The following is an 18,077-nucleotide window of genomic DNA, read 5'->3' on the forward strand; positions in this document are numbered from 1 at the left end:
TCCGCGCCCGGGGCCGTCCGCTCCGCCACGCGATCCGCCGGTTCCGCCGGCGAATTGAGAAGTGAGGAGCTTCGGATGAGCAACACTTTCGGACTTGCGGACGATCCCGTCGTCCAGGCGAAGAACAAGATCTCTGAAACGGCCGATGCCGTCACCACCCAGGCCCGCGAGCTGGCCGACATCCTGGCCACCGTGAGCGCCGGCTGGACCGGTGTGGGTGCCTCGGGGTTCGTCAGCGCGCAGACGGTGGTCAACGAGGACCACGACCAGATCCGCCGGCTGCTGGGGATCCTGCACAACGCGGTCGCCCAGACCAAGAACCTGAGCAACGCGCAGGACGACGACGTGCGCGCCGCGTTCAAGGCCGTTCAGCCCAGCGGCAACACCTCCGGTCTCAACGGCATCTGACCGCTTCGTCCACCGAACAGCCCGCTCAGCCCGAAGGAGATGCACATGGCTGCCACCGACGGCCACACCAAGGTCCAGTACGAGAGCGTCCAGCAGATGGCCAACCGCATCCGCACGGTCTCCAAGAAGATCGTCGACGACCTGGCCGCCATGGACCAGGCCCTGAAGGTCGTCACGGACACCTGGGACGGTGAGGCGCACGCCGCCTACATCCAGCTCCAGAGCAAGTACAAGGGCAAGGCCGAGCACATGAAGACCACGCTCGAGCAGGTCGCCCAGCTCATCGAGCGCGGCAAGGACGACTACCGCTCCACGGACCAGAAGGCGTCGCGCCTGTTCACCGAGGCGTTCTAGGCCGCGGCGGCGACGTCCGTACGTGCCGAAGGGGCGCGCCCGCACGGGCGCGCCCCTTCGGCGTCCGCCGGCGCCGCAGGCGGCGCCGGCCGCTCACGGCCGGTGCCGCTCCAAGTCGAACTCCCCGTCCCTGGCGCCCAGTACGAACGCCTCCCACTCGGCCGCCGTGTAGCGCAGCACCGTCTCGCGGTCCAGGGAGGAGCGCATCGCCACCGCACCCTCGGGCAGCCGGGCGATCTCGACGCGCTCCTCGTCGGGGCTGGTCCCGGGCGGGCCCTCCCACGCGACGCCGCTGATGTCGAGCGCGTACAGCTCGTCCTTCTCCTGCTGGGTGCCCATGTGCGGCCCTTCCGTCGGTGGAGCGGTCTTCACCGACGATTATCGGTGCCAGGGCGCCCCGCGGCGCGGTTTCCCCGTGATCGGGCGCTCACATCCCGGGCATCCGCCCCAGCTGCACCAGTGACGTGCCCCGCCGGCGCGAGGAGAAGTACGCGCGGCCCGGCGGCATCGGACGCGGCCGCACGTTGCCCACGAGGTCGCCCTCGGACGGGTCGCCGGACAGCACGACGCCCTGCGCGCCCAGCTCCTTGATCCGCTGCATGAACGGCTCGTACATCGAGCGCGAGGCGCCCGCCGAGTTGCGGGCGATCACGAAGCGGACGCCCGTGTCCCGGGCGAAGGGCAGGAACTCCACCAGCGGGGCCAGCGGATTGCCCTGGCTCGTCGCCACCAGGTCGAAGTCGTCGATGATGATGAAGACGTCCGGACCGGTCCACCAGCTGCGGTCGCGCAGCTGCTGCGGGGTGACGTCCGTCGGCGGCTGACGGCGCGAGAACACCCCGCCCAGCGCCTCCATGTGCATCTGCAGGGAGCTCGCCATCGGCGCGTACTCGAGCAGGTGCTCCTCCGGCAGCGCCCCGAGCAGGCTCCGCCGGTAGTCGCCCACGACCAGGCGGGCCTGGTCGGGCGTGTAGCGCTCGGCGATCTGCCGGGCGATGAGCCGCAGCAGGTTCGTCTTGCCCGACTCGCTCTCGCCGAAGACCAGCAGGAACGGATCGGACTCGAAGTCGACGAACACCGGCTCCAGCTCGGTCTCGTCGATGCCGATCGCGATCCCGCGTCCGGCATGCTCGCCGCCCCTGGGCAGCTGGTCGCTGTGGAGCAGCCGCGGCAGCAGCCGGACGCCCGGAGCCGCCTGGCCCGACCAGCCCCGCTTCACCGCGTCCACGAAGGCGGCCGTGGCCTCGGAGAGGTCCCCCGCCTCGTGGGAGCCGTCGATCCGCGGCAGCGCGCCCAGGAAGTGCAGCTTCTCCGCCACCTGACCGCGGCCCGGCATCCCCGCCGGGACGTTCGCCGCGACCTTGCGGTCGAACTCGGAGTCCATGACGTCGCCGAGCCGCAGCTCCAGCCGGCTGAGCATCTGGTCCTTCAGCGCGGCCCGCACCTCCATGTACCGGGCCGCGGTGATCACCACGTGGATGCCGTAGCCCAGACCGCGGGACGCGATGTCCGTGACGACCTGCTCCAGACCGTCGTACTCGCCGCGGAAGTTGCCCCAGCCGTCGACGACCAGGAACACGTCGCCCCACGGCTCGCCGGGCAGCTCGCCCGCCGCCCGGCGGCGCCGGTAGGTGCCGATCGAGTCGATGCCGTTCGACCGGAAGAACTCCTCGCGGCGGTTCAGGATGCCCCCGACCTCCGCGACCGTGCGCCGCACCCGCTCCGGGTCCAGACGCGAGGCGATGCCGCCCACGTGCGGCAGCTCCGCCACCGACGACAGGCTGCCGCCGCCGAAGTCCAGCCCGTAGAACTGCACCTCGCGCGGGGTGTGCGTCAGCGCGAACGAGGAGATCAGCGTGCGCATCAGCGTCGACTTGCCCGACTGCGGACCGCCGACCACCATCATGTGGCCCGCCGCACCGGAGAAGTCCCGGTACAGCACCTCGCGCCGCTGCTCGAACGGCTTGTCGATCAGGCCGAGCGGCACCACCAGCCCGCCGGGCCGCGTGTACCCCTGCGCGTGCAGCCCGCGCTCCGCGCTCGGGGCCGGCGCCGGCAGCAGCTGGTCCAGCGGCGGCGCCTGGTCCAGCGGCGGCAGCCACACCTGGTGCGCCGGCACGCCCTGCCCCTCCAGCCGGCCCACGATCACGTCCAGCACCGTGTCGGCCAGCGCGTCGTCGCCCCGGGAGGACTGCGCCGCCAGGTACGCCGGATCAGGCGCCGCGTACACCACCGGCACCGGCACCGCCGTGAACAGGGCGGGCCGCCGTTCCACCGGGAACAGCCCCACCGACAGGTCCGGGCCGGCCGAGCGGTAGGTGCCCGAGACGTACGCCGCCTTGAAGCGCGTCATCTCGTCCGTACCGAACTTCAGGTAGCCCGAACCGGGCACCGACGGCAGGTGGTAGGCGTCCGGCACGCCGATCGCGGTCCGCGACTCCGCCGCCGAGAAGGTCCGCAGACCGATCCGGTACGAGAGGTAGGTGTCGAGCCCGCGCAGCTTGCCCTCCTCCAGGCGCTGCGAGGCCAGCAGCAGGTGCACGCCCAGCGAACGGCCGATCCGGCCGATCTGGATGAACATGTCGATGAAGTCCGGCTTCGCCGTCAGCAGCTCGCTGAACTCGTCGATCACCAGCACCAGCGACGCCAGCGGCTCCAGCGGTGCGCCGGCCGCGCGGGCCTTCTCGTAGTCGTGGATGTTGGCGTAGTTGCCCGCCGACCGCAGCAGCTCCTGCCGTCGCTGGAGCTCGCCGCGGATCGAGTCGCCCATGCGGTCCACGAGCGTCAGGTCGTCCGCCAGGTTGGTGATGACCGCCGCCACGTGCGGCATCTGCCCCATGCCGGTGAAGGTCGCACCGCCCTTGAAGTCGGCGAGCACGAAGTTCAGCGTCTCCGAGGTGTGCGTGACCGCCAGCCCCAGCACCAGCGTGCGCAGCAGCTCCGACTTGCCCGAACCGGTCGCGCCCACGCACAGGCCGTGCGGGCCCATGCCCTCCTGGGCGGCCTCCTTCAGGTCCAGCATGACCGGACCGCCGTCCTCGCCGACCCCGATCGGCACCCGCAGCCGCTCACCCGCCGACCGCGGCCGCCAGGTCCGCGCCACGTCCACCGCGGCCGCGTCGCCCAGGTTCAGCAGGTCCGTGAAGTCCAGGTTCGCGAGCAGCGGCTCGTCGTCGTCCCCGCCGCCCGTGCGCAGCGGCGCCAGCTGCCGGCCGAGAGCCTCCGCCGCCGGCAGCGACAGCGTGTCCGGAACACCCTCGTACGCCACCCCCGCGCCCGACTCCAGACGCAGCCGCCCCGGCCGCACCACGACCGACAGCCCGCCCCGCGGCTCGTCCAGCTCGCCCGCGACCACCTCGACGATGGTGACGCCCTGCAGCCCCTCGGCCGCCGCGAACACCGAGTCCGGCGGCACCGACCCGCCGTCCAGCACCAGCACCAGGTGCGGCTGGTCCAGTACGGGGGACACCTCCCGGCTGAACCGCGGCCGCCCCTCCAGCCGGGCGCCCAGCAGCCCCTCCAGGTCGCTCAGGTCATCCCCGAACAGGCGCTTCGTACCGGCCCCGTCGACCTGCCCCGGCACCTGCGCGTGCGGCAGCCACTTCGTCCAGTCCCACGCCGCCACCGCCCCCGGCGCCGCCACCACCGCCACCATCAGGTCCTCGGGGGAGTGCAGCGTCGCCAGCTGCGCCACCAGCGCGCGCGCCGTGCCCCGCGCCGACTCCGGCTCCCCGGACACCGTCACGTGGTAGAACGCCCGGATCGACACCGCCACCGGCAGCCCGTCCAGCGAGGAGTGCACCCTCAGGAAGCGCTGCATCGCGCCCGCCGCCAGCGGCTCCAGCTCGTCGACCGGCGCCGTATCGGGCGCCACCAGCGGGGTGGACAGCCGCTGCGCGCCCAGCCCCAGCCGGGCCTGACCGAAGTCCGGGTCCCCGACCCGCCGCTCCCACAGCCGCGACCCCTCCGCCACCACCGACCACAACTGCTCCGGAGCCGGGTGCAGGTACAGCTGGGCGTCGCGCTGCGCCCGCGCGGTCCGCCGTACCTGACGGCGCGTCTGCGACAGGTACTTCAGGTAGTCCCGGCGCACGTCCGCCATTTGCCCCTGCGTACCCCTGCGGAAGCGCAGGACCTGCGCGATCACCATCGCGAGCGTCGACACCAGCATCAGCGCGCCCATGATCCGCATCATGGGCATCGCGCCCGGCATGAAGAAGAACACCGCGGACGAACCCATGCCGAGCATCGGCAGGAGCTGCATCATCATGCCCTCCTGCTGCCCCCGCGGAAGCTCGGGCGGAGCCTCCAGCCGCAGCTCCTGCGACGGCACTTCGGCCGGCAGGGACCGTGGGGGGCGTTTGACGACGATCTGGCTCACCGGAGCATCAATCCCTCGAATTACGGGCGGGACGTCGCTGCCGGCGCCCCCCAAGTCCCGGGCGTTCGGGGGGCTTCTGCGCCCGGGGTCATCTCCCGGCGGTGGCCGGGGGTGGTGATCCTACGTGCCGACAGCCCGCCCGACGCCCGGTAGGGTGGCGCGCGCAGCATGCGCAACCGCGAATCAACCGCGGACGCGGGCGCCAACCAGGGGGGCACACAGGTGAGTACGGCCGCAACGACGGGCTTCTGCAGGGTCACCGTCGTGGCCCCCGACAGCCGGATCGACGTCGCCCTCCCCGAGGACATCGCCGTCGCCGACGTCTACCCCGAACTGCTGCGCCTCACCGGCCAGACGCAGCCCGTCGGCGCCCCCACCGGCTTCCACCTGGTCCGCCGCTCCGGCACCGTCCTCGACGGCGCCCGCACGCTCGCCGCCCAACAGGTCCTCGACGGCGAGGTGCTGAGTCTGCGCCCCTTCGCCGACTCCCTGCCGCCCGCCGTCTTCGACGACGTCTCCGACGCGGTGGCCTCCGCCGTCGTCCGCGACCGGCACCGCTGGAGCGACGACATGCTCCGCGGCGCGGGCCTGGCCGGCGCCGCGCTCCTGTTCACCATGCTCGGGTTCGTCCTCTGGTACGCCGACCCCGTCCGCCACGACATGCACGGCCTGGCCGGCGTCATCGCCGGCTCCACGGGCGTCCTGCTCACCGCCGTGGCCGGCGTCCGCGCCCGGGTCTACCGCGACCGCGGCTCCGCCGTCGCCCTCGGCCTCGCCGCCCTCCCGCACCTGCTGATCGCCGGCTCCGGCATCATCGCCCCCGCCGCCGGCCAGGGCCCCGGCCGGCTCCAGTTCCTGCTGGGCTGCGCCTGCGTCCTCATCGCCTCCGTCGCCCTGGTCGCGCTCACCCCCAGCGGCGACGCCCCCTTCGTGGCGGCCACCTTCGTCGCCGCCACCGGAACCCTCGCCACCTTCGCCGCCATCGCCGCCGGAGCCTCCGCCACCTCCACCGCCGCCGTCTGCGCACCCGCGGCCATCGGCCTCGTCGCCTTCCTCCCCGGCCTCTCCGCCCGCTTCGCCCGGCTGCCGATCGGCTACGCCGCCCCGCGGAGCGCCGCCGAGTACGTCGAGTACAGCGACACCGCGGACCGCCACGAGACCGACCCGTACGGTGACCCGTCCGGCTCCGACCCGCACGACCAGGCCGCCTCCCTCGACGCCGGGCAGATCGCCGCCCAGGCCCGCCGCGGCCACGAGATGCTGCTCGGCCTGGTCGCGGGCTGCGCCGCCGTCACCGTCGGCGCGGCCGCCGTGCTCGGCTTCTCCGACAACACCTGGGGCCGCCTGCTCGCGCTGGCCACCGGCCTGGCCATGCTGCTGCGCGCCCGCCTCTTCCGCTACACCTCCCAGGTGGTCTGCGCCCTGACCGCGGGCCTCGCCGCTGCCGCGCTCCTCGTCCTGGGCCTGGCGCTGAACCCGCCGACCCTCCTCGCCGCCGACCTCACCGTCCGTACGCTCTGGCTCTCCGCCGCCGTGATCGCGGGCGCGGCCCTCCTCGCCGGAATCGCGCTGGTCATTCCCCGCAAGGGTCTGTCACCCTTCTGGGGGCGGCTCCTCGACCTCACCGAGGCCGCGGTCCTGCTCAGCCTGGTGCCGCTGGCCCTCGCGGTGCTCGACGTCTACTCCCGCGTCCGGTCGCTCACCGGCTGAGACGGCGGGATGCGGCAGCCTGGTACGCTGTGTGACGGCCGTTTGTGTACGCGTCCCCCGGACCCTTCACCAGGATCTGTGGACTGCGCTCAGCGGACCCCGCCTCCCGAGTTACGGAAGCTCCCCAGAGACTCAGACCTGGGGCACTCGGTGGCAACGAAGACCTATCACGAGGAGTACGCGTGCCGCTCGACGCCGCTACGAAGAAGCAGATCATCACCGAGTTCGGTGCCAAGGAGGGCGACACCGGCTCCCCCGAGGTCCAGGTCGCGATGCTCTCGCGCCGTATCTCGGACCTGACCGAGCACCTCAAGACGCACAAGCACGACCACCACTCCCGTCGTGGTCTGCTGATCCTGGTCGGCCAGCGCCGCCGTCTGCTGCAGTACCTGGCCAAGAAGGACATCCAGCGCTTCCGCGCCCTGGTCGAGCGCCTCGGCATCCGCCGCGGTGCGGCCGGCGCCAAGTAACACGCCGTGAAGGGAGCGGTTCCCACATCCGGGGGCCGCTCCCTTTGCCGTACGTGCGCAACGGACCGGACCCTTTGTAGTCTGGACACGGACGCACGTGCACGTCCGAGGAAGACGCAGGACGTGCACAACTGAAGAGGAGGAGCGCCCTCCCTACGCCGCCGGTCCTCGGTAGTGGCACCCGGAATGCCCCCACGGGCACCGAACCGGATGCTTCGATCGAAGACCGGCCCGCACGCCAGGAGCGCTTCTCCGCAACCGTCCACCGCCACACGGGCGGCGGACGGAGACGACGAAAATGGAGAAAACGCTAGTGGAGAACGAGACCCACTACGCCGAGGCCGTCATTGACAACGGTTCCTTCGGCACCCGCACCATCCGCTTCGAGACGGGCCGTCTGGCCCGCCAGGCCGCCGGCTCCGCCGTTGCCTACCTGGACGACGACACGATGGTGCTGTCCGCCACCACCGCGTCGAAGAAGCCCAAGGACCAGCTCGACTTCTTCCCCCTCACGGTGGACGTCGAGGAGCGGCAGTACGCGGCCGGCAAGATCCCCGGCTCCTTCTTCCGTCGCGAGGGCCGGCCCTCCGAGGACGCGATCCTCACCTGCCGCCTGATCGACCGCCCGCTGCGCCCCTCCTTCAAGAAGGGCCTGCGCAACGAGATCCAGGTCGTCGCCACGATCATGGCGCTCAACCCGGACCACCTGTACGACGTCGTCGCGATCAACGCCGCGTCCGCGTCCACCCAGCTCGCGGGCCTGCCCTTCTCCGGCCCGATCGGCGGCGTCCGCGTCGCGCTGATCCGCGGCCAGTGGGTCGCCTTCCCGACGCACACCGAGCTCGAGGACGCCGTCTTCGACATGGTCGTCGCCGGCCGCACCCTCGACGACGGTGACGTCGCGATCATGATGGTCGAGGCCGAGGCCACCGAGAAGACCATCGCCCTCGTCAAGGGCGGCGCCGAGGCGCCGACCGAGGAGGTCGTGGCCGCCGGTCTCGACGCCTCGAAGCCGTTCATCAAGGCCCTGTGCAAGGCGCAGGCCGACCTGGCCGCCAAGGCCGCCAAGCCCGAGGGCGAGTTCCCGGTCTTCCTGGACTACCAGGACGACGTGTACGAGGCCCTCACGGCCGCCGTCAAGGGCGAGCTCTCCCAGGCGCTGACCATCCCGGGCAAGCAGGACCGCGAGGCCGAGCTGGACCGCGTCAAGGAGATCGCCGCCGCGAAGCTCCTCCCGGCCTTCGAAGGCCGCGAGAAGGAGATCTCCGCCGCCTACCGCAGCCTGACCAAGGCCCTGGTGCGCGAGCGCGTCATCAAGGACAAGGTCCGCATCGACGGCCGCGGGATCACGGACATCCGTACCCTCGCCGCCGAGGTCGAGGCCATCCCGCGCGTGCACGGCTCGGCGCTGTTCGAGCGTGGCGAGACCCAGATCCTGGGCGTCACCACCCTGAACATGCTCCGCATGGAGCAGCAGCTGGACACCCTCTCCCCGGTGACCCGCAAGCGCTACATGCACAACTACAACTTCCCGCCGTACTCCGTCGGCGAGACCGGCCGCGTGGGCTCGCCCAAGCGCCGCGAGATCGGCCACGGCGCGCTCGCCGAGCGCGCCATCGTGCCGGTCCTCCCGACCCGCGAGGAGTTCCCCTACGCGATCCGTCAGGTGTCCGAGGCCCTCGGCTCCAACGGTTCGACGTCCATGGGCTCGGTCTGCGCCTCCACCATGTCGCTGCTGAACGCCGGTGTGCCCCTCAAGGCCCCCGTCGCCGGCATCGCCATGGGCCTGATCTCGCAGGAGATCGACGGCAAGACCCACTACGTCGCCCTCACCGACATCCTCGGTGCGGAGGACGCCTTCGGCGACATGGACTTCAAGGTCGCCGGTACCAAGGAGTTCGTCACCGCGCTCCAGCTGGACACCAAGCTCGACGGCATCCCGGCCTCGGTCCTGGCCGCCGCCCTCACGCAGGCCCGCGACGCCCGCCTCCACATCCTCGACGTGATGATGGAAGCGATCGACACGCCGGACGCCATGTCCCCCTTCGCCCCGCGGATCATCACGGTCAAGATCCCGGTCGACAAGATCGGCGAGGTCATCGGGCCCAAGGGCAAGATGATCAACCAGATCCAGGAGGACACCGGCGCCGAGATCACGATCGAGGACGACGGCACCATCTACATCGGTGCCGCCGACGGTCCGGCCGCCGAGGCCGCCCGCGCCACGATCAACGCGATCGCCAACCCGACCATGCCGGAGGTCGGCGAGCGCTACCTGGGTACGGTCGTCAAGACCACCACCTTCGGTGCCTTCGTCTCCCTGATGCCCGGCAAGGACGGTCTGCTGCACATCTCGCAGATCCGCAAGCTCGCCGGTGGCAAGCGCGTGGAGAACGTCGAGGACGTGCTCGCGGTCGGCACCAAGGTCCAGGTGGAGATCGCCGAGATCGACTCGCGCGGCAAGCTCTCCCTGATCCCCGTGATCGACGGCGAGGCCGCCGGCGACGACGACGCTGACAAGGACGACTCCGACAAGTGATGTCGCGTAGTTCCCGTGTGACGGCCCGCCCCTCTTCGGAGGCGCGGGCCGTCGCCCGTACCCAAACCCTGCTCAAGGGGAGCAACGGCATCGGCACCGTCCGGCGCACCGTGCTCCCCGGCGGGCTGCGCATCGTCACCGAGACGCTGCCCTCCGTCCGCTCCGCCACCTTCGGCATCTGGGCCCACGTCGGCTCCCGTGACGAGACGCCGACCCTGAACGGCGCCACACACTACCTGGAGCACCTCCTCTTCAAGGGCACCGAGAAGCGCAGTGCCCTGGACATCTCCGCCGCGATCGACGCGGTCGGCGGCGAGATGAACGCCTTCACGGCGAAGGAGTACACCTGCTACTACGCGCGGGTGCTCGACACGGACCTGCCGCTGGCCGTCGACGTCGTCTGCGACATGCTGACCGGCTCGCTGATCCGCGAGGAGGACGTCGTCGCCGAGCGCGGCGTCATCCTCGAAGAGATCGCGATGACCGAGGACGACCCGGGCGACGTGGTCCACGACCTGTTCGCGCGGACGATGTACGGGGACACCCCGCTGGGCCGTCCCGTCCTCGGCACCGTCGACACGATCAACGCGCTGGGCGCCGACCGGATCCGCCGCTTCTACAAGAAGCACTACGACCCGAGGCACCTCGTCGTCGCGGCCGCCGGGAACGTCGACCACAACAAGCTCGTACGCCAGGTCCGCGCGGCCTTCGAGAAGGCCGGCGCCCTCGGGCACACCGACGCCGAGCCCGTAGGCCCCCGCACCGGCACCCGGCGCATCCGCACCGCCGGGCGCGTGGAGCACGTCAACCGCAAGACCGAGCAGGCCCACGTGGTGCTCGGCATGCCGGGCCTCGCCCGCACCGACGAGCGCCGCTGGGCCCTGGGCGTGCTGAACACCGCCCTCGGCGGCGGCATGTCCTCCCGTCTCTTCCAGGAGGTCAGGGAGAAGCGCGGCCTCGCCTACAGCGTGTACTCGTACACCTCGGGCTTCGCCGACACCGGTCTCTTCGGCGTGTACGCGGGCTGCCGGCCCGGCCAGGTCCACGACGTCCTGCGGATCTGCCGCGACGAGCTCGACAAGGTCGCCGCGGACGGGCTCGCTGACGAGGAGATCAAGCGGGCCATCGGCCAGCTCTCCGGCTCCACCGTCCTCGGCCTGGAGGACACCGGCGCGATCATGAACCGCATCGGCAAGAGCGAGCTGTGCTGGGGCGACCAGATGTCGGTCGACGACCTGCTGGCCCGGATCGCCGCCGTGACCCCGGACGACGTCCGCTCGGTCGCGCGGGACGTGCTGACCCAGCGGCCCTCGCTCGCGGTGATCGGCCCGCTGAAGGAGAAGCAGGCGGCCCGTCTCGACGAAGCGGTCGCCTAGATCCGTACGCACACACCTCTGTGCCGACCTGTGAAGGACCCAAGATGAGCAAGCTGCGCGTGGCAGTCCTCGGCGCCCACGGCCGTATCGGCGCCGAGGCGGTCAAGGCGGTCGAGGCCGCCGACGACATGGAGCTGGTGGCGGCCCTCGGCCGCGGCGACGAGCTTCAGACGCTGACCGGAGCCGGTGCCCAGGTCGCCGTCGAGCTGACCACCCCGGACTCGGTGATGGAGAACCTGGAGTTCCTCGTCCGCCATGGCATCCACGGCGTGGTCGGCACCACCGGCTGGACCGAGGACCGCCTCGCCCGGCTGAACACCTGGCTGGCCGGATCGCCGGAGACCGGGGTGCTCATCGCCCCGAACTTCTCCATCGGCGCTGTCCTCACCATGAAGTTCGCCGCGCAGGCGGCGCGCTACTTCGAGTCCGTCGAGGTCGTCGAGCTGCACCACCCCAACAAGGCCGACGCCCCCTCCGGCACGGCCACCCGCACGGCGCAGCTGATCGCCGCGGCCCGAGCCGAGGCCGGCCTCGGCGCGCAGCCCGACGCCACCGCCACGGCCCTCGACGGCGCCCGCGGCGCCGACGTGGACGGGGTCCCGGTGCACGCCATCCGCCTGCGCGGCCTGCTGGCCCACCAGGAGGTGCTCCTCGGCGGCGAGGGCGAGACGCTGACCATCCGCCACGACTCGCTGCACCACAGCAGCTTCATGCCGGGCATCCTGCTCGGCGCACGCCGCGTCACGGCGACCCCGGGCCTGACCTTCGGCCTGGAACACTTCCTCGACCTGGGCTGACGGCACGACTATGCGCGCGAAGATCACGTACTTCCTCACGGCCGCCGTCCTGGTCGTCTACTTCGTCCTGGCCGGCGGCCGGGGCCTGATGCTGATCCGGCACGGCACCTGGCTCACCGTGACCTTCGGGGTGGCCGTGCTGATCCTGCCGGTCATCGGCGTGTGGTTCCTCTGGAAGAACACGCAGTTCGTCACCCGGGCCAACCAGCTCGGAGCCGAGCTGGAGGCCGAGGGCGGCCTGCCCGTGGACGAGCTGGAGCGGGACCGGTACGGGCGGATCCTGCGGGACTCCGCCGACGAGGTCTTCGCGCGCCGCAGGGCCGAAACCGAGGACGAGCCGGGGGACTGGCGCAGCTGGTTCCGTCTGGCCGTCGCCTACCACGACGCCCGCGACACCCCGCGGGCGCGCAAGGCCATGCAGCGGGCGATCGCCCTGCACGCCGGAAGGCCCGTCCAGGGCTGATCCCCGTACGGGCCTCCACGGGCCCTCGCGGGCCTTCGTACGCCGCTGCGGCGCGCGTCAGGCGGGCACGGGCCGGTACTCGTCGGCCCACGCCCCGAGCGTGTCGGCGGCCCGGTCGAAGGCCTCCGACCGGGACAGGAAGTCGGCGTTGTGGTCGGTCAGGAGCACCGGCAGCTCCGCACCACCGCGCGCGTCCACCATCAGGGCCTGCCCCTGCACGGTCCGCGGCAGACCGAGCCAGCGCACCGGCTGCTGCACCGTGCGGAACTCGGCGACCTCGCTCCAGGCGATCGTGCGGGTCCCGAAGAACCCGATCCGGCGCAGGCCCGTACGGTTCACCCATACGCCCGTACGCAGCGTTTGCAGCGCCGAGCCGACCACGCAGAGCGCGGCGGCGAGGCAGACGGACGCCCCGCCCCAGGTGCCCGCGAAGGCGACGATCATCGTGGCCAGCAGCATGAAGGCGGAGAGCAGGAGCAGCAGCGCGGCGATGGCCACCCGCCAGGGACCGGGCCGGTACGGCCGCCGCCAGCGGTCGTGGTCGGCGTGGGGGAGTACGTCGTCGCTCTCCTCGTCCGCGTCGAACACGCCGTCGGCCGTCAGGAAGGGCAGGGGCACGGCTGTACCTCACTCACATGCACGTTCGGTTGGGCTGTGCCCGTGAGGCTACCGCCCCTCGGACGCCTCCGACTGCTGCGACTTCTCGGGTGCCTTGCTCGGCTGCAGTGCGGGCATGCCGAAGAGCAGCGAGCCGGCGAGCCCCGCCACCACGGTCAGCCCGACCAGACTACGGGCGGCCATCTGGGTCTTGCTCAGACTCTCGCGCGGCGGCGGAGTGACATTGCTGCGGAAACGGTCGGCCTCGGCGACGAAGGCGAACGGGACGGGTTCGCGCCGGCGGAACATGGGAGCGGCTCTCCTCGCTATGGGGCCCCGGAACGGGGCGGCGGGTGGATGCGCGTACTACCCGTTATGACGTCCGGGACGTCCGATCGGTGCCGGATTCCGGCACATCAACCAAATTTCATGGCGCCGCGTCAGCTCGTCCGGGCCCCCGCCGGCCCGCGTGCGCGTGGGCGGGGCGACGCGGTCGGCGACGTAGAGTGGGCGCGCCCCAGGACGCACGTTTGGAAGGACCCCGGTGAGCGACACCGCCGCTTCAGATCTGAAACCCAGCTTCCGCAGCGATGTGACGGTGGAGCTGGTCAAGCATTCCGCCGCCGACTCCGACGTGCTGTGGGCCGCCCGGGTCTCCACGGCCGGCGAGCAGTCCCTGGAGGAGCTCCAGAAGGACCCGGAGCGCTCCAAGGGCCTGATCAACTACCTGATGCGCGACCGCCACGGCAGTCCCTTCGAGCACAACTCGATGACCTTCTTCATCAGCGCCCCGATCTTCGTGTTCCGCGAGTTCATGCGCCACCGCGTGGGCTGGTCCTACAACGAGGAGTCGGGCCGCTACCGGAACCTCGAGCCGGTCTTCTACGTCCCCGACGCCGAGCGCAAGCTCGTCCAGGAGGGCCGCCCGGGCAAGTACGTCTTCGTCGAGGGCACCCGGGCGCAGCAGGAGCTGACCGGGCGCGTCATGGAGGACTCCTACCTCCAGGCATACCAGGCGTACCAGGAGATGCTCGACGCGGGCGTGGCCCGGGAGGTTGCCCGTTCGGTCCTGCCGGTCGGTCTTTTCTCGTCGATGTACGCCACGTGCAACGCGCGCTCGCTGATGCACTTCCTCGGTCTCCGTACGCAGCACGAGCTCGCGGCCGTGCCGTCCTTCCCGCAGCGGGAGATCGAGATGGTCGGCGAGAAGATGGAGCAGCACTGGGCGCGGCTCATGCCGCTCACGTACTCGGCCTTCAACGGCAACGGTCGCGTTGCCCCGTAAGCGCCGCTACGTCCGCGACGTACAGATGTACGGACTCAAGTCCCAAGTGTCCGTATTGCGGCGTTTCGGAAAGTTCATCTAGGCTGATCAAACGGACCCGGCACTGCCTGAACCCCCGAGCAGGCAGTGCCGGCGTCCAACACCCCGTTGACGTCCCCCGAGGGGACACCACGAGCGTGGCAGCGAGTAGCGTGTTACCCATGGCTCCGATCTCGACTCCGCAGACCCCCTTCGGGCGGGTCCTCACCGCCATGATCACGCCGTTCACGGCGGATGGCGCACTCGACCTCGACGGCGCGCAGCGGCTCGCCGCCCACCTGGTCGACGCAGGCAACGACGGCCTGATCGTCAACGGCACCACCGGTGAGTCGCCGACCACCACCGACGCGGAGAAGAACGACCTCGTACGAGCCGTCCTCGAAGCCGTCGGAGACCGCGCCCACGTGGTCGCCGGCATCGGTACGAACGACACCCGGCACACCCTGGAGCTGGCCCGCGAGGCCGAGCGCACGGGCGCCCACGGCCTCCTCGCCGTCACCCCGTACTACAGCAAGCCGCCGCAGGAGGGCCTCTTCCGGCACTTCACGGCCATCGCCGACGCGACCGGCCTGCCGGTCATGCTCTACGACATCCCCGGCCGCAGCGGTGTCCCCATCGACACCGAAACCCTGGTCCGGCTCGGCGAGCACCCCCGCATCGTGGCCAACAAGGACGCCAAGGGCGACCTGGGCCTCGCCGGCTGGGCCATGGCGCGCAGCGGTCTGGCCTGGTACTCCGGCGACGACATGCTGAACCTGCCCCTGCTGTCCATCGGCGGGGTCGGATTCGTGTCCGTGGTCAGCCACGTGGTCACCCCCGAGCTGCGCGCCATGCTGGAGGCCCACCTGGGCGGAGACGTCCAGAAGGCCGCCGAGATCCACCAGAGGCTGCTGCCGGTCTTCACCGGCATGTTCCGCACCCAGGGCGTGATGACCACCAAGGCCGCGCTGGGCCTGCAGGGCCTGCCCGCCGGCCCGCTGCGGCTCCCGCTGGTCGAGCTGACCGCCGAAGAGACGGCGCGGCTCAAGCTCGACCTCGCCGCCGGCGGGGTACAGCTCTGACAACAGACTTCACAACTGAACAAGCACGACCCCACCCGACAACAGCAAGTGCACGAATGACATGCGCGCCACGTGCCTTCCGAGGTACGTGGCGCGTGTGGTGAGGAGAGACTTTTGAGCCATCCGCATCCTGAACTCGGCCTGCCGCCGAAGCTCCCCAAGGGCGCCCTCCGGGTCACCCCCCTGGGCGGGCTCGGTGAGATCGGTCGCAACATGACCGTCTTCGAGTTCGACGGCCGCCTGCTGATCGTCGACTGCGGCGTCCTCTTCCCCGAGGAGGAGCAGCCGGGCATCGACCTGATCCTTCCGGACTTCTCGTCCATCCGGGACCGGCTGGACGACATCGAGGGCATCGTGCTCACGCACGGCCACGAGGACCACATCGGCGCCGTCCCCTACCTCCTCCGGGAGAAGCCGGACATCCCGCTGATCGGCTCCAAGCTGACGCTGGCCCTCATCGAGGCGAAGCTCCAGGAGCACCGCATCCGCCCCTACACCCTCGAGGTGAAGGAAGGCGAGCGCGAGAACCTCGGCCCCTTCGACTGCGAGTTCATCGCCGTCAACCACTCCATCCCCGACGCCCTGGCCGTCGCGATCCGGACCCCCGCGGGCCTGGTCGTCGCCACCGGCGACTTCAAGATGGACCAGCTCCCGCTGGACAACCGCCTCACCGACCTGCACGCGTTCGCGCGCCTGAGCGAAGAGGGCATCGACCTCCTCCTCTCGGACTCGACGAACGCCGAGGTCCCGGGCTTCGTCCCCCCCGAGCGCGAGATCTCCAACGTGCTGCGCACGGTCTTCGCGAACGCCCACAGCCGGATCATCGTGGCCAGCTTCGCCAGCCACGTGCACCGCATCCAGCAGATCCTGGACGCCGCCCACGAGTACGGCCGCCGGGTCGCCTTCGTCGGCCGCTCGATGGTCCGCAACATGGGCATCGCCCGTGACCTGGGCTACCTGAAGGTCCCGCCGGGCCTCGTCGTGGACGTCAAGACCCTCGACGACCTGCCGGCCCACGAGGTCGTCCTCGTCTGCACGGGTTCCCAGGGCGAGCCGATGGCGGCCCTGTCCCGCATGGCCAACCGCGACCACCAGATCCGGATCGTCCCCGGCGACACGGTGATCCTGGCGTCGTCCCTGATCCCGGGCAACGAGAACGCGGTCTACCGCGTGATCAACGGCCTGACCCGTTGGGGCGCGAACGTCGTGCACAAGGGCAACGCCAAGGTGCACGTCTCCGGCCACGCCTCCGCCGGCGAGCTGCTGTACTTCTACAACATCTGCAAGCCGCGGAACCTGATGCCGGTCCACGGCGAATGGCGCCACCTGCGCGCCAACGCGGAGCTGGGCGCCCTGACGGGCGTCCCGAAGGACCGCATCGTCATCGCGGAGGACGGCGTCGTCGTCGACCTCATCGACGGCAAGGCCCGCATCTCGGGCAAGGTCCAGGCCGGCTACGTGTACGTGGACGGCCTCTCGGTCGGCGACGTCACCGAGGCTTCGCTCAAGGACCGCCGGATCCTCGGTGACGAGGGCATCATCTCGGTCTACGTCGTGGTGGACAGCACCACGGGCAAGATCGTCAGTGGCCCGAACATCCAGGCCCGCGGCTCCGGCATCGACGACGCGGCCTTCGGCCCGGTGCTCGCGAAGATCGAGGAGTCGATCGCCCGCGCCGCCTCCGACGGCGTGGCCGAGCCCCACCAGATCCAGCAGCTCATCCGGCGGACCATGGGCAAGTGGGTCTCGGACAGCTACCGTCGCCGCCCGATGATCCTCCCGGTCGTCGTCGAGGTCTGACCTCCGCCGTAGCGACCCCACGGGAGCGGGGCAACCGGATTTGCATCCGGGGGCCCCGCTCCAGTACGTTTACGTCTCCACCTCGCACGGCACCCGGGCACACATGTGTGCCCGTACGCACGCGAGCGGGTGGGATCAACTGCTCAGGGAGACCTGATAAAGTCTGGTCCACCCGAAAGGGAATGGCCCTCCGCAGGCCGCCGGAATTCAAATCCAGTCGACAGTGACACGGAAATGAATCTGGTAGAGTCGGAATCGCCGGAAAGGAAAGCGCGAAAGCGAATACCTGGAAAGCGAATCCCGCTTCGACCGGGAATCGGGCCCGAAAGAGTCTGATAGAGTCGGAAACGCAAGAACAGAACGAAAGCCCGGAGGAAAGCCCGAGAGGGTGAGTACAAAGGAAGCGTCCGTTCCTTGAGAACTCAACAGCGTGCCAAAAATCAACGCCAGAAGTTGATACCCCGTCCATTTCGGTGGATGAGGTTCCTTTGAAAAAGTCCTGTGGGGCTCCGGGTTTCCGGTGTGCTTGCAGGCGATTACACAGCGAGGACGTTGTGGATGATCGGTCTTATTCCGACTTGATTGTCCCGCTCTAAGTGTGTGTGCACCCGATTACGGGTAAACATTCATGGAGAGTTTGATCCTGGCTCAGGACGAACGCTGGCGGCGTGCTTAACACATGCAAGTCGAACGATGAAGCCCTTCGGGGTGGATTAGTGGCGAACGGGTGAGTAACACGTGGGCAATCTGCCCTTCACTCTGGGACAAGCCCTGGAAACGGGGTCTAATACCGGATA

15 protein-coding genes and 1 rRNA gene are annotated in these 18,077 nt (G+C 70.5%); 12 read left to right on the forward strand and 4 right to left on the reverse strand.

The genetic code is table 11. The features are described from left to right. Window positions 1-75 precede the first annotated feature (75 nt). Both ABT106_RS00670 and ABT106_RS00675 read left to right on the forward strand, forming a co-directional pair. The gene (locus ABT106_RS00670) at window positions 76-408 is read left to right on the forward strand and encodes a WXG100 family type VII secretion target (protein WP_351270222.1); all 333 of its coding nucleotides are present in this window, start codon (window positions 76-78) and stop codon (window positions 406-408) included. Between the two features lie 45 nt (window positions 409-453). Beyond that, window positions 454-762 carry a WXG100 family type VII secretion target gene (locus ABT106_RS00675; RefSeq protein WP_267717470.1) on the forward strand — a complete coding sequence of 103 codons (309 nt, stop codon included), beginning with the start codon at window positions 454-456 and terminating at the stop codon, window positions 760-762. 93 nt (window positions 763-855) lie between these two features. Here the strand turns inward: ABT106_RS00675 and ABT106_RS00680 are convergent, their stop codons facing one another. Further along, on the reverse strand, window positions 856-1,101 hold the full coding sequence (locus tag ABT106_RS00680) for a DUF397 domain-containing protein (RefSeq protein ID WP_351270224.1): 246 nt from the start codon (window positions 1,099-1,101) through the stop codon (window positions 856-858). Window positions 1,102-1,189: 88 nt separating this feature from the next. Next, window positions 1,190-5,143 carry a type VII secretion protein EccCa gene (eccCa, locus tag ABT106_RS00685; RefSeq protein WP_351270227.1) on the reverse strand — a complete coding sequence of 1,318 codons (3,954 nt, stop codon included), beginning with the start codon at window positions 5,141-5,143 and terminating at the stop codon, window positions 1,190-1,192. Between the two features lie 222 nt (window positions 5,144-5,365). Here eccCa and eccD point away from each other — a divergent pair, with 222 nt between their 5' ends. The 6 genes from eccD to ABT106_RS00715 all read left to right on the forward strand — a co-directional run bounded on the left by eccD (window position 5,366) and on the right by ABT106_RS00715 (window position 12,498). Further along, window positions 5,366-6,853 (forward strand): type VII secretion integral membrane protein EccD, encoded by a 1,488-nt coding sequence (gene eccD, locus ABT106_RS00690; RefSeq protein ID WP_351270229.1) that lies wholly within the window; start codon window positions 5,366-5,368, stop codon window positions 6,851-6,853. Between the two features lie 182 nt (window positions 6,854-7,035). Beyond that, window positions 7,036-7,323 carry a 30S ribosomal protein S15 gene (gene rpsO / locus ABT106_RS00695; RefSeq protein ID WP_030718724.1) on the forward strand — a complete coding sequence of 96 codons (288 nt, stop codon included), beginning with the start codon at window positions 7,036-7,038 and terminating at the stop codon, window positions 7,321-7,323. 313 nt (window positions 7,324-7,636) lie between these two features. After that, the gene (locus tag ABT106_RS00700) at window positions 7,637-9,862 is read left to right on the forward strand and encodes a polyribonucleotide nucleotidyltransferase (protein WP_351270266.1); all 2,226 of its coding nucleotides are present in this window, start codon (window positions 7,637-7,639) and stop codon (window positions 9,860-9,862) included. After that, the gene (locus tag ABT106_RS00705; protein WP_351270232.1) at window positions 9,859-11,238 is read left to right on the forward strand and encodes a M16 family metallopeptidase; all 1,380 of its coding nucleotides are present in this window, start codon (window positions 9,859-9,861) and stop codon (window positions 11,236-11,238) included. Before ABT106_RS00700 ends, ABT106_RS00705 begins: the two co-directional genes overlap by 4 nt. A 44-nt stretch (window positions 11,239-11,282) precedes the next feature. After that, on the forward strand, window positions 11,283-12,035 hold the full coding sequence (dapB, locus tag ABT106_RS00710; protein ID WP_351270235.1) for a 4-hydroxy-tetrahydrodipicolinate reductase: 753 nt from the start codon (window positions 11,283-11,285) through the stop codon (window positions 12,033-12,035). 10 nt (window positions 12,036-12,045) lie between these two features. After that, on the forward strand, window positions 12,046-12,498 hold the full coding sequence (locus ABT106_RS00715; RefSeq protein WP_351270238.1) for a tetratricopeptide repeat protein: 453 nt from the start codon (window positions 12,046-12,048) through the stop codon (window positions 12,496-12,498). Window positions 12,499-12,555: 57 nt separating this feature from the next. On the opposite strand, the gene ABT106_RS00720 is transcribed toward ABT106_RS00715, so the two are convergent. Together ABT106_RS00720 and ABT106_RS00725 are read right to left on the reverse strand one after the other, a co-directional pair. Then, on the reverse strand, window positions 12,556-13,116 hold the full coding sequence (locus ABT106_RS00720; RefSeq protein WP_351270240.1) for an SCO5741 family PH domain-containing membrane protein: 561 nt from the start codon (window positions 13,114-13,116) through the stop codon (window positions 12,556-12,558). Window positions 13,117-13,164: 48 nt separating this feature from the next. Beyond that, window positions 13,165-13,404, reverse strand: a complete 240-nt coding sequence (locus ABT106_RS00725; RefSeq protein WP_351270243.1) for a hypothetical protein — start codon at window positions 13,402-13,404, stop codon at window positions 13,165-13,167. A 235-nt stretch (window positions 13,405-13,639) separates the two neighbouring features. Here ABT106_RS00725 and thyX point away from each other — a divergent pair, with 235 nt between their 5' ends. The 4 genes from thyX to ABT106_RS00745 form a co-directional block, all read left to right on the forward strand. Next, complete coding sequence (gene thyX / locus ABT106_RS00730; protein WP_267717462.1) at window positions 13,640-14,380, forward strand: FAD-dependent thymidylate synthase; 741 nt, start codon at window positions 13,640-13,642, stop codon at window positions 14,378-14,380. 200 nt (window positions 14,381-14,580) lie between these two features. Further along, window positions 14,581-15,480, forward strand: coding sequence for a 4-hydroxy-tetrahydrodipicolinate synthase (dapA, locus tag ABT106_RS00735; RefSeq protein WP_351270247.1), 900 nt, complete (start codon window positions 14,581-14,583; stop codon window positions 15,478-15,480). 114 nt (window positions 15,481-15,594) lie between these two features. Next, window positions 15,595-17,280, forward strand: a complete 1,686-nt coding sequence (locus ABT106_RS00740; protein ID WP_351270250.1) for a ribonuclease J — start codon at window positions 15,595-15,597, stop codon at window positions 17,278-17,280. A 625-nt stretch (window positions 17,281-17,905) separates the two neighbouring features. Beyond that, window positions 17,906-18,077: ribosomal RNA gene (locus tag ABT106_RS00745) — 16S ribosomal RNA — on the forward strand; the annotation flags it as partial.

This window comes from Streptomyces sp. NPDC002044, assembly GCF_040296725.1.
Taxonomy (GTDB): domain Bacteria; phylum Actinomycetota; class Actinomycetes; order Streptomycetales; family Streptomycetaceae; genus Streptomyces; species Streptomyces antarcticus.

Excerpts from the sequence above, each read along its gene's own strand:
- ABT106_RS00670 (WP_351270222.1), top strand. The coding sequence starts at position 76 with ATGAGCAACACTTTCGGACTTGCGGACGATCCCGTCGTCCAGGCGAAG.
- ABT106_RS00675 (WP_267717470.1), top strand. The coding sequence starts at position 454 with ATGGCTGCCACCGACGGCCACACCAAGGTCCAGTACGAGAGCGTCCAG.
- ABT106_RS00680 (WP_351270224.1), bottom strand. The coding sequence starts at position 1,101 with ATGGGCACCCAGCAGGAGAAGGACGAGCTGTACGCGCTCGACATCAGC.
- dapB (WP_351270235.1), top strand. The coding sequence starts at position 11,283 with ATGAGCAAGCTGCGCGTGGCAGTCCTCGGCGCCCACGGCCGTATCGGC.
- ABT106_RS00715 (WP_351270238.1), top strand. The coding sequence starts at position 12,046 with ATGCGCGCGAAGATCACGTACTTCCTCACGGCCGCCGTCCTGGTCGTC.
- ABT106_RS00725 (WP_351270243.1), bottom strand. The coding sequence starts at position 13,404 with ATGTTCCGCCGGCGCGAACCCGTCCCGTTCGCCTTCGTCGCCGAGGCC.
- dapA (WP_351270247.1), top strand. The coding sequence starts at position 14,581 with ATGGCTCCGATCTCGACTCCGCAGACCCCCTTCGGGCGGGTCCTCACC.